Raw genomic sequence first — 11,098 nt, 5'->3', positions numbered from 1 at the left:
GGTCCCCACCGGCCACCCCCACACGACCACGACGCACCTCACCCCCACCCCGGCACGGTCCCGGGTTTCGGATTTCAGTGGAAACCCGAAGCCCGATTTCAGTGGAGATCCGGCCCCAGGTTCCGTGCGAACCCCCGGGGTCCGATTTCCACTGAAATCGGGCACGCGACCGGACACCGCAGGTCATCGAGCGTGGGGATCGGGTGTGCGGTCGGGGGTCACTCGCTCAGGTGCAGGAGGACCTTGCTGCTGCCGGTGGTTCGGTCGGCAGCGACGGCGAGGGCTTCGGCGGCTTGGGTCAGGGCGTAGGTGTGGGTGATCAGCGGGGTGACGTCCAGGCCCTCGGCCAGGGCGGTGAGGGCGTCGGTGATCTCGTCCGCGAAGCGGTACGAGCCGGTCCAGGTGATCTCGCGGGTCACCAGGTCGCCGAGCGCCGCCGGAGCGGGCTCGCCGGGGAGGTTGCCGACCTGGACCACGGTTCCGCCGCGCGCGGTCGCGCGCAGCACGGGGCCGATGGCCGCCGGTGCGCCCGAGGCCTCGAAGGAGATGTCGACGTCCTCCGGCAGCGATTGCGCTGACAGATCGCGGGTTTCGTCGGCTCCCATGCGCTTGGCGATCTCCAGCGAGGAGGCGGCGAGGTCCGCGGCGACCACGGCGGACGCGCCTTTGTGCTTCGCGGCGGCGACCACGAGCGCGCCGATCGGCCCGGCACCGTTGACCAGAACCGTTCTGCCGCGCAGGGATCCGGCCCGGTTCACCGCGTGCAGCGCGACGCCGAGCGGCTCGGCGAGCGCGCCCTGCTGCGTGGACACCCCGTCCGGCAACGGGCGCAGCTGCCCCACCGGGACGGTCCGGTACTCGCTGAACCCGCCGTCGGTGTGCGGGTCGAACGCCGCCGAACCGAAGTAGCGGACGTGCGGGTGCAGGTTGCTGCGTCCCTCCGGGTACGCGTGCTCGCCGACCAGCTCGGCCGGGTGCACCGTCACCGGCTGACCGACCTCCACACCGGAAACCCCGGGCCCGAGACCCGCCACCCGTCCGGCGACCTCGTGGCCGAGGACCATCGGGTGGCGCAGGACGGCCGTGCCGGTGCCGCCGTGACGCCAGTAGGAGATGTCGGATCCGCAGATCCCGCCCCACTCCAGCGCCAGCAGCACCTCGCCCTCGCCGGGCACCGGGTCCGGGACCTCGTCGACGCGGACGTCGCGGTTCCCGTGAACGACAACGGCTTTCACAGTGCGTCCTCCAGTCGGACGAGGTCGCGGCCACGCGTCTCGGGCGACACCCAGGCGGAGACGAGCGTGATCAGCGAGTAGACGATGAGCATCGCGGCGATGGGCCACCAGTGCTGCGTCCACGCGGTCAGGCTCGCCGCCATGACCGGGCCGATCGCGGTGGCCAGCGTGCCGCCGATCTCCTTGGCCACGGCCAGCTGCGTGAACCGGGTGCGCGAACCGAACAGCTCGGCCATCGTGACGCTCTCCACCGCGAACAGGCCGAGCACGCCGATGTTGAGGCCGAGGACCATCGCGATCGTCAGCATCACCGTGTTCCCGCTGGCGATGGTGGCCATCATCGGCACCGCGATGATCGCGGTCAGCAGGCTCAGCGCCAGGTAGACGGGCCGCCGGCCGAACCGGTCGCCGAGCAAGCCCACCAGCGGGATCGTGACGAATCCCAGCAGCGAGCCGTAGACGATGGCGTTGGTCGGCACCGATCGGCTCACCGCCAGCGAGGAGGCGATGTAGCCGACGAGGAAGGTCTGCACGAGACCGGAGTTGCCGGCCTGGCCGAAGCGCAGCCCGAGCGAGAGCAGGAACGCCCTGCCCTTGCGCTGCTTGAGACCGGACTCGATGGCGCCCTCGGCCTTCGGCTCGACGTCCTCGCGCTCCTCGAAGACCGGGCTCTCCTTGAGGTTCGACCGCATCCACACTCCGAACAGCAGCAGCACGAAGCTCAGCAGGAACGGCACCCGCCAACCCCAGGCGATGACCTGCTCCTCCGAGAGCACCAGCAGCAGCAACGCCCACAGCCCGGAGGCGGCCAGGGTGCCCGAGTTGGTTCCCAGCGACACCAGCGAGGAGATCAGGCCGCGGCGCTTGACCGGCGCGTACTCGACGAGCATCACCGTCGCCCCGGCGATCTCGGCGCCCGCGCCGAAGCCCTGGACCAACCGCAACGCCACCAGCAGGATCGGAGCCGCGATGCCGATCGTCTGGTACGGCGGCAGGACGCCGATGAGCGTGGTCGACGCGCCCATGATCGTGATGGTCAGGAACAAGACCTTCTTGCGGCCGATCCGGTCGCCCATCCGCCCGAAGTAGAAGGCGCCGACGAGCCGCGCCACGTACCCGACGCCGTAGGTGGCCATCGCCGCGATCAGCCCGATCGCGGGGCTGACGTCCGGGAAGAAGATCTTGTTGAACACGATGGCCGCCGCCAACGAGTACAGCTGGAAGTCCATGAACTCCATCGCGGTACCCAGCCAACCCGACACGGCGGCCTTGCTCAGCTCGCGAGTAGAACGTCTCACGGCACCCGCCGTCTGGGTGCTGTCCGTCATCGTGCGCTCCTTTGCTCCACGCCGCCGACTGATGTGGCAGTACTGGTATACAAGCACTGACCGATCAGCCGGGTCAACCCTCGTCTAGTCTGACCCCGTGCCCGAGTCCAGGAAGCGCTCCAACCGCCGAGTCATCTACGAGACGCTGCGGCGCAAGGTGCTGACCCTGGAGCTCGAACCCGGCGAGGCGCTGTCGGAGAAAGACCTGGCCACGGCCCTGGGCGTGAGCCGCACGCCGGTGCGCGAGGGGCTGATCCTGCTCGCCGAAGAAGGCCTGGTGCAGGTCTTCCCGCAGATCGGCTCGTTCGTCTCGCGCGTGGACCCGCAACGGGTCGCCGACGCCCAGTTCCTGCGCGAGGCCGTCGAGCTCACGGCGCTGGAGGACATGCCTGCCGACCTCGACGCCGAGCTGCTGGCCGAGCTGGACGACAATCTCGCCCGCCAGCGCTCACCCGAGATCGACGTGGAGGAGTTCTTCGCCCTCGACGAGGAGTTCCACCGCGGACTGCTGCGCCTGTCCGGTCACGAACGCGCCTGGCCGACGGTCGTCTCGGCCAAGGGCCACCTCGACCGCGCCCGGCGCCTCGGCCTGGAATCGAGCCCGCCGCAGGTCTACGCGGACCAGCACGTCGACATCCTCGACGCCATCCGAGCCCACGACCTGGACCGCGCCCGCGCCACCATGCGCACCCACCTCCGCGCGGTCTTCGCCGACATCGAACACCTCCGCAACCGCAAACCCGACCTCTTCGCCTCGGAAGACGAAGCCACCCCGGTCCGCAAGAGCGTCATCGTCTGGCAGTGACCCGAGGTGGCTGCCCCGTTCCGGAATTCAACGGGTGAAACGGCCTTCGATCACGAGCCTTTCGGGAAGAGACCATCCCGCTCCTGGACACCGGCGGGCCTTCGGGCCGGGCGCCGGAACGTGGTGAGCACAGCGAGCGCTCTGATAGCCCGTTTCTCCCCAGCGAGAAGCACGACGGAACCGGCTACCAGAGTCAGGATTGCCGCTGGCGCATGCCGAAGCAGGAGGGCCAACAAGGCGATCGATGCGGGCGCACCGATGAGGATGACACCGGACGAAGACATGACGCGTTCTCCCTCGTGGAGCGAGGCGCAACCGCGTCAGGGCATGACGCTTCCGCCTCGGCTGTGAAGAAAGAACGCCTGCGCCTCCACGGCCAACCGCCCCCCAGGATTCCGGTCACCGAGTCAGGAACAGACGATCTGGTACACCGAAATTGTCTGGGAGCCATCGACTCTCCGGATACCGCTGTTCGGCTGGATCGCTGGGCTCGACGGACGCCGAGCCCAGCGACGCACCTCAGGTCGTCCGTCCGGTCAAGAACGAGTAGCAGTCCGCGCAAGTCGGAAAGCAGATCCAGTCCACCTCCGTCGGTTGCGCAAGTGCCGCCTCCGATCCGCACGCGGATGTGCCCGCAACCTCTCCCTCCCATCGGCGTCCGGCGAACGCGTGACGCACACCTCCTCCTGCCGTGCTCGGGATCGGGAACCAGAAGTGCCGCTCCCACGTGCCGACTTCCCGAGGCTCCGACTGAATCTCGTTCATCGCAGCACTGCCCGCGGCTGAACGATCACACACATCGGCAAGGCCCGATTCCTTCCTGGTAACGCATGCGCCGAATGCGCAGTGGCACCAGGAGACCGCGAAAGCGAATCCGAAGCCCGGACAAGCTGTCCGGGATGATCAGGCACTTTCGGGTGACTCGGGCTTCACGACGCGACCGACCACGTCGAGGATCCTCTCCCAAGGCAGCTCCTTCTCAGCGGAACTGCGCGGCTCGTGGAGGGGCCAGTACTCGTCTCCGATCAGCAGCTGGACACCTGCACCGCGCAGGGCCTCGATGTGGGCGTTCCACGCGGGTTGACGCGTGTGCGCGGCATTGACCCGCGGGAACACCACGATCGGAACATCGTGCGCACCGATCGCTTCGCACACGGTGGTCAGAGCCTGGTTGTCTGAGATACCGAGTGCCAGTTTCGCGACGGTGTTGGCCGAAGCCGGGCAGACCAGGTAGCAATCGATCTGCGGGTGGGGACTCGGGGCGCTCGGCATCCGAGGAGCCGTCCGGCACGGGAGTCCGGCCACCTGCTCGATCCGCTCACGTTCTCCGGTGTCTTCCAGCCAACTCCCAGCAGTTGGCGTGAGCGTGACAGCCACACGCCAACCTCGCGCGAGAGCCGGTTCCACGAGGCTCGTCCGGATCTGCTCCACGCCCCCGGCCGCCGACCCGATCAGCCCCAGCGTTCGCGTGCTCATCGCACCGCCCGGCAACGCTCGGCCAAGGCCATCAGCGGCGATGATCTCCCACTGCTGACAGGAGAACGCCGGTACACGGTCCGCACGACCTCACGCACGACCGATGAGTGTCGGACGAGATAAGGGGCCTGTGCCTCCGCTCTCAGAAGAAGACCGACCGCCTCATCGTCTAGCGCGACCATGCTCATGGATCGAGCCATGTCGATCGCGTGCGTCACCTGACGTTCGACGGGCAGGCTGTCAGAACGCACCCGCGCGCCGCGTTCCACGACACTCCGGGGATCACCGAGCAGGTCGTTCAAGGTCCCGCGAAGTTGACGTGCCAGTTCGACCAGCACGTCGATGCGGTTGACCTGGCGCTCGCCACGCTCGACCTTGCTCAGCCAGTCCTCGGTCCTGCCCAGCAACCCGGCCAGGACCGACTGCGACAGTCCACGACGTCGTCGGTAGAAGGCTATCCGTTCGCCGATGCTCAGCTCATGGCCAGCGCCACGCATGCGCCGAGAGTAACAACAGATCAGGCCCATCCTCGCGGTTTCACCGCTCCCCGTCAGGACTTCGCCCAGGTCTCTGCTTCCGGTAGGTCGAGGGCGCCGTCGGCGATGAGGACTCGCAGGTTCCGGGTCAGGGATTCTGCGGGGTCGAGCCGGATCGGGTTGGCCGGGGCGAGTTGGAGGCCGACTCCCGGGTAGTCGTCGACGCGCACGAACCACGGGTCGTCGTCACCGGCGAACACGAGGGTGAGATCCCGGTCCGTCCAGGCCAGCCACGGTGACGTCGAACCGTGCGCGGCCTGCTCGCCCTCCGCCTGCGCGGTGAACACACGGGGTGCGACCGCCGGAGGGAGCCGCCAGAACAGGCCTCCGTAGCCGGCTCCGGTGCGGCCGTTGGTCGCAGGGCTGCCCAGCGCGACGGGACTGGTGGTGGCGTTGGTCAGGGTCGTCGTCACGTCGAGCTGCCAACCGCGGGCCGCCGGGCGGGCGCGCACCCGCCGGGATTCTCGGAGCAGCGTCTCGGCGGGCGTGCACCAGCTCAACGACTCGTCGAAACCCGCATCGGACGAGGTCAGCGCGGTGGTCTCGATGCGGCCGCGGTCGTCGAGGTCGACGTAGCCCGCGTCCCGGACGTAGGTGGGGCCGCCCCAGAAGTTCCACCCCTCCACGTCCTGCAGCGCCACCGAGAACCCCAGGTGCCACGGGTGGTCGTCCGGGCAGGTGTCGGTGACGACCCGCCCGGCGAGGGTGCGGATCGGGTGCAGGTGCGGACGTGGCCCCAGCCGAGCGGGCAGCTCCGCACCGGAGCGGCGCTCGGCGACGACGGCATCGCCGATCCGGATCACTCCGACCACGGCACCTCCATTTCAGACATCAACATCAGCGAATCAGCTGATCGCACGACCGCGTCCGATACCCCAGGGATCACCCGCAAACGCCGTTCGGGGTCGTGGGAGGACGGGATCTCGCGCGGATCGGGCGCCAGCCGGACCGCTTCGAGCACCCGCATGAACGGTCGGGCCGCCTCGGGAGGAACCAGCAGCGGTTCGCCAGTGCGGACGTGGGCGATGAGGTTCGCCAGCAGGTCGGTCGTCGCGTGCTCGGTGACCTCCACCCGGCCCGGCGTTTCCAGCCGGACCCGGTTCTCCCGGTACTCCAGGACGATCCGGCCCTTCGCGCCGTGGATCACCAGGTACGGCTCGACCACCCGGTCCGCGCACAGCGTCACCGACACCGTGATCGGCGTGCCGCGGGCGGTCACCAGCCTGAGGCACGAGGTGTCGTCGGCCTCGATCGGGTTCGCCCGGTACAGCTCCACCGACAGCTCGCGCGGCACCTCGTCCGCCGAAACCCCGTCGAGGGCCAGGGCGTTGGCGATCGCGTGCGCGAAGGGGTTGGTCAACGCACCGTCGACCACCGCTACCCCGTCCAGCGTGCGGCGCCCGGCCCAGCGGGCGCGACCGTAGTAGTCGGCGTCGCGCTGCCAGGCGCCCGCCGCGCCGATCCCCCGCAGCTCCCCGATCACCCCTCCTGCGAGCAACTCCCGCACGTGGGACAGCGCGTGCGAACCGAGGCTCTGGAAACCGACCTGGCACGCGCGCCCCGTGGCCGCCAGCGACGCCGCGAGCTCGTCGAACTCCGCGAGCGTCGGGGTCGGCGGCTTCTCCAGCAGCACGTGCGAACCCGCCCGCGCCGCGGTCAGCGCCAGCTCGGAATGGGTGTGGATCGGGGTGCACACGATCGTCACGTCCGGCCGCGTCTTCTCCAGCAGCGCACGCAGTTCCGGCTCCACCGGGACACCGAGGCCGTCCTCCGGAGGGCGCGGATCGCAGATGCCGACCAGCTCGACGCCGGGCATCTTCCCGACGTTGCCCAGGTGCCACCGACCGTGCCCGTGCACGCCGGCCAGCACGACGGTCGTCGCAGCGCTCATCGTTCCTCGCAAATCCTCGGCTCCAGCGCATGGTAACCACGCGGAAAGCGCATTCCAAAAAGCCGCCGAGCGGTTGACACCGGCCGACGGGCGCTGTTCGATGGAAAGCGCTTACCGGCTGATCGGGACAACGGAGTGCCGAGGGGGCACAAGTGGCAACACGCATGAGCGGACAGCGCACCGACGACTCCCGGAGCAGATCGCGCCGGGCCGCCGCCAGCGGGTGGATCGGCAGCGCGCTCGAGTACTACGACTGGTTCGTCTACGCCCAAGCCGCCGCGCTGATCTTCCCCAGCATCTTCTTCCCCGGCGGAAACCCCACCGTGGCACTGGTTTCCTCGCTGGGCACCTACGCCGTCGGCTACGTCGCGCGTCCCATCGGCGCGATCCTGTTCGGGCACTACGGCGACCGGCACGGGCGGAAGAACGTGCTGGTCCTGGCGATGCTGCTGATGGGCTTGTCCACCTTCGCCGTCGCGCTCCTGCCGACCTACCACCAGGTGGGCCTGTGGGCTCCGGTCCTGCTGGTGCTGCTGCGGTTCGCGCAGGGCTTCGCCGTCGCCGGCGAGCTCAGCGGCGCGAGCGCGATGATCGCCGAGCACGCGCCGTTCGGCAGGCGCGGCTACTACACCAGCTTCAGCCTGCACGGAACGCAGGCGGGGCAGATCATCGCCGCGGCGGTGTTCCTGCCGCTGTCGGCGGTGCTGTCGGAGCAGGCCTTCGACTCCTGGGGCTGGCGAATCCCGTTCCTGCTCAGCGCCGTGGTCGTCTTCGCCGGATACGTGATCCGCCGCCGGGTCGAGGAGACCGAGGTCTTCACCAAGGCCGAGAGCGCACCCGTGCGTGCACCGTTCGTGCAGGTCATGCGCGAGAGCGGAACCGACGTGCTGCGGGCGATCTGCATGACGCTGGTCAACGTGATCGGCGTGGTGGTGTCGGTGTTCGGCGCGGCCTACGCGACGCAGTCCGGCTACGGCATCGAGATGAGCACGTCCGTCTACCTGTGGATCCCGGTGGTGGCGAACCTGGTCGCGCTGCCGTTCATCCCGTGGTTCGCGAGCCTGTCGGACCGCTTCGGCCGCCGGCCGCTGATGATCGTCGGCGCCCTCGGTTCGGGCGTGCTGTCCTTCGCCTACCTGTGGTCGGTCAGCCGCGGTGACGTGGTGCTGACCATCGTGCTGGCGATCCTGACCTGGGGAATCTTCTACCAGATCTGCAACGCCACCTTCGCCGCCTACTACCAGGAGCTGTTCCCCGCGCGCACCCGAGTCACGGGCTTCGCCATCGCGCAGAACGTCGGTCTCACCATCACCGCGTTCCTGCCCAGCATCTTCACCCTCGCCGCTCCCCCGGGATCGGCGAACGTCCCGCTGGTGGTCGGCGGGCTGTGCCTGGGCATCAACGTCATCGCCGCGTTCGCCGCGTGGTCGGCGCGGGAGACCCACCGGGTGCCGCTGGAGGCGCTGGGCGAGAAGGACGCGGTTCCGGTGCCGCGCGAGGAGTTCGACCGGCTGCGCTCCGAGGCGCGCTGATCGGCGGACGGTATCCTGGGGAAACGCATTCCCCCAGGAACAAGGAGCGTCGTGGCCGCACGAGCAGCGACCCTCACCGACGTCGCCAAGGAGGCGGGCGTCTCCCTCGCGACGGCCTCGCGCGCTCTCAACGGCAGCGATCGGGTGGTCCGCGCCGAGCTGCACGACCGCGTGCTGCGGGCCGCCACCCGGCTGGGCTACTCGCCGAACGCCCAGGCCCAGTCCATGGCCCGGGGTTCCACCGACCTGCTGGGGTTGCTGGTCAACGACATCTCCGACCCCTACTTCTCCACCATCGCCGCGGGCCTGGCCAACGCCGCCGAGGAGCAGGGCCTGCTGGTGATGCTGTGCAGCACGGCGGGCAAGCCCGAGCGGGAGCTCGAACTGCTCGGTGCGCTGCGGCGGCAGCGCGGACGCGCGATCGTGCTCGCCGGAAGCCGCAGCAACGACCGCGCCCACCTGCGGGAAACGGCCGCCCAGCTCGATCCGTTCGTGGCGTCGGGCGGTCGCGTGGTGGCCATCAGCGAACCGAAGCTGCCGGTCGACACCGTCGTGGTGGAGAACCGCAGGGGCGCGCAGGACCTGGCGACCGAGATCGCCGCGCTCGGCTACCGCAGGCCGGCGATCCTGACCGGCCCGGAGCACCTGCTGGTCTCCCGCGATCGGCGGGACGGGTTCACCGCGGGCTGGCCCTCGGGCGAGCCGGTGGTGGTGGCCGACGAGTTCAGCCGCGACGGCGGTTTCCGCGCGATGCACCGGCTGCTGGACTCCGGCGCCGAGGTCGACTGCGTCTTCGCGATCAACGACCTGATGGCCATGGGCGCGATGGCCGCCTGCCGCGAGCGCGGCGTGGACGTGCCGCGGGACCTGGCGGTGGCCGGGTTCGACGACATCTCGACGCTGCGCGACGTCACCCCGGCGCTGACCACGGTTCGCCTGCCGCTGACCGACATGGGGCGCGAGGCTCTGGACCTCGTGCTCGCCTCCCCCACCGCGAAACCGCGCCGCCGCAAGGTCCGCGGTGAGGTCATCGTCCGCGAGAGCACTCCGAGGCGCTGACTCCCCCTTGCATCCCGCTCCTGCTTCCGCCTACGGTCTTGGTAAGCGCTTTCCACACAGAGGGGGTTCGGCATGGCCGAGCGACGGCTGGGCGTCATCATGAACGGCGTCACCGGGCGGATGGGATACCGGCAGCACCTGGTCCGGTCGGTTCTGGCCATCCGGGAGCAGGGCGGGGTCGAGCTCTCCGACGGCACCCGGGTGGTGCCGGACCCGATCCTCGTGGGACGCAACGAGGAGAAGCTCCAGGAGATCGCCAAGAACCACGACATCGACCGCTGGAGCACCGATCTCGAGGCCGCGCTGGCCGGACCGGACGAGGTGTACTTCGACTCCCAGCTGACCTCGGTCCGCGAACCCGCCATCACCCGCGCGCTGGAGGCCGGCAAGCACGTCTACAGCGAGAAGCCGGTGGCCGACGACGTCGAGGGCGCGCTGCGGCTGGCCCGGCTGGCGCGGGAGGCCGGCGTGAAAACCGGTGTCGTGCACGACAAGCTGTACCTGCCGGGGCTGCTCAAGCTGCGCCGGCTGGTCGAATCCGGTTTCTTCGGCCGGGTGTTGTCGGTGCGCGGCGAGTTCGGCTACTGGGTGTTCGAGGGCGACTTCCAGTCCGCGCAGCGGCCGAGCTGGAACTACCGCGCGGAGGACGGCGGCGGCATCGCCACCGACATGTTCCCGCACTGGAACTACGTGCTGGAGAACCTCTTCGGCCGGGTCGAAGCGGTGACGGCGAAGGTCGTCACGCACCTCCCCCAGCGCTGGGACGAGCGCGGCGAGCCCTACGCGGCGACCGCCGATGACGCCGCGTACGGGATCTTCGAGCTCGCGGGCGGGGTGATCGCGCAGATCAACTCGTCGTGGACCACGCGGGTGCACCGCGACGAGCTGGTGGAGTTCCACGTCGACGGCACGCACGGCAGCGCGGTCGCGGGACTGCACCACTGCGTCGCGCAGCACCGGGCGCACACGCCGAAGCCGGTGTGGAACCCGGACCTGGTGGAGGCCACGCCGTTCCGGCAGCAGTGGTCGCCGGTGCCCGACAACCAGGAGTTCGACAACGGGTTCAAGGCCCAGTGGGAGCAGTTCCTGCGGCACCTGTGCGACGACGGCGACCACCCCTACGACTTCCTCGCGGGCGCGCGCGGGGTGCGGTTGGCCGAGGCCGGGCTGACGTCCTCCCGCGAGGGCCGTCGCGTCGAGCTGGGCGAGGTGGCGCCGTGAGCCTGCTGCTCCCCC

General features: G+C 69.7%; 10 protein-coding genes. 4 read left to right on the top strand and 6 right to left on the bottom strand.

Going from position 1 to position 11,098, the window contains the following annotated elements; all coding sequences use genetic code 11:
• Window positions 1-218: 218 nt before the first annotated feature.
• Window positions 219-1,235 carry an L-idonate 5-dehydrogenase gene (locus tag E1202_RS27600; RefSeq protein ID WP_132686254.1) on the bottom strand — a complete coding sequence of 339 codons (1,017 nt, stop codon included), beginning with the start codon at window positions 1,233-1,235 and terminating at the stop codon, window positions 219-221.
• On the bottom strand, window positions 1,232-2,563 hold the full coding sequence (locus E1202_RS27595) for an MFS transporter (RefSeq protein ID WP_132686253.1): 1,332 nt from the start codon (window positions 2,561-2,563) through the stop codon (window positions 1,232-1,234). Before E1202_RS27595 ends, E1202_RS27600 begins: the two co-directional genes overlap by 4 nt.
• Before the next feature lie 97 nt (window positions 2,564-2,660).
• Between E1202_RS27595 and E1202_RS27590 the strand changes: the two genes are divergently transcribed.
• On the top strand, window positions 2,661-3,368 hold the full coding sequence (locus E1202_RS27590; protein ID WP_132686252.1) for a GntR family transcriptional regulator: 708 nt from the start codon (window positions 2,661-2,663) through the stop codon (window positions 3,366-3,368).
• Between the two features lie 903 nt (window positions 3,369-4,271).
• Here the strand turns inward: E1202_RS27590 and E1202_RS27575 are convergent.
• From E1202_RS27575 to E1202_RS27560, 4 genes are read right to left on the bottom strand one after another with little or no spacing between them, the layout of a single operon-like run.
• The gene (locus E1202_RS27575) at window positions 4,272-4,844 is read right to left on the bottom strand and encodes a flavoprotein (protein ID WP_132686249.1); all 573 of its coding nucleotides are present in this window, start codon (window positions 4,842-4,844) and stop codon (window positions 4,272-4,274) included.
• Complete coding sequence (locus tag E1202_RS27570) at window positions 4,841-5,341, bottom strand: helix-turn-helix domain-containing protein (protein WP_132686248.1); 501 nt, start codon at window positions 5,339-5,341, stop codon at window positions 4,841-4,843. Before E1202_RS27570 ends, E1202_RS27575 begins: the two co-directional genes overlap by 4 nt.
• A gap of 53 nt (window positions 5,342-5,394) precedes the next feature.
• Complete coding sequence (locus E1202_RS27565) at window positions 5,395-6,192, bottom strand: DUF6807 domain-containing protein (RefSeq protein WP_207918945.1); 798 nt, start codon at window positions 6,190-6,192, stop codon at window positions 5,395-5,397.
• Window positions 6,180-7,271: a Gfo/Idh/MocA family protein gene (locus E1202_RS27560; RefSeq protein ID WP_132686247.1), complete on the bottom strand. Its 1,092-nt coding sequence runs from the start codon at window positions 7,269-7,271 to the stop codon at window positions 6,180-6,182. Before E1202_RS27560 ends, E1202_RS27565 begins: the two co-directional genes overlap by 13 nt.
• Before the next feature lie 152 nt (window positions 7,272-7,423).
• Here E1202_RS27560 and E1202_RS27555 point away from each other — a divergent pair, with 152 nt between their 5' ends.
• The 3 genes from E1202_RS27555 to E1202_RS27545 all read left to right on the top strand — a co-directional run bounded on the left by E1202_RS27555 (window position 7,424) and on the right by E1202_RS27545 (window position 11,083).
• A complete protein-coding gene (locus E1202_RS27555) occupies window positions 7,424-8,803 on the top strand; it encodes an MFS transporter (protein WP_235879061.1) in 1,380 nt (459 codons plus the stop codon).
• A gap of 51 nt (window positions 8,804-8,854) precedes the next feature.
• Window positions 8,855-9,862, top strand: a complete 1,008-nt coding sequence (locus E1202_RS27550) for a LacI family DNA-binding transcriptional regulator (RefSeq protein WP_132686246.1) — start codon at window positions 8,855-8,857, stop codon at window positions 9,860-9,862.
• Between the two features lie 72 nt (window positions 9,863-9,934).
• On the top strand, window positions 9,935-11,083 hold the full coding sequence (locus E1202_RS27545) for a Gfo/Idh/MocA family protein (protein WP_132686245.1): 1,149 nt from the start codon (window positions 9,935-9,937) through the stop codon (window positions 11,081-11,083).
• The last annotated feature ends 15 nt before the right edge of the window (window positions 11,084-11,098 follow it).

The sequence above is a fragment of the Saccharopolyspora karakumensis genome (genome assembly GCF_004349225.1).
Taxonomy (GTDB): Bacteria; Actinomycetota; Actinomycetes; order Mycobacteriales; family Pseudonocardiaceae; genus Saccharopolyspora; species Saccharopolyspora endophytica.
Note: the sequence above shows the minus strand (reverse complement) of the source record. Positions and strands in the feature narration are given on the sequence as shown.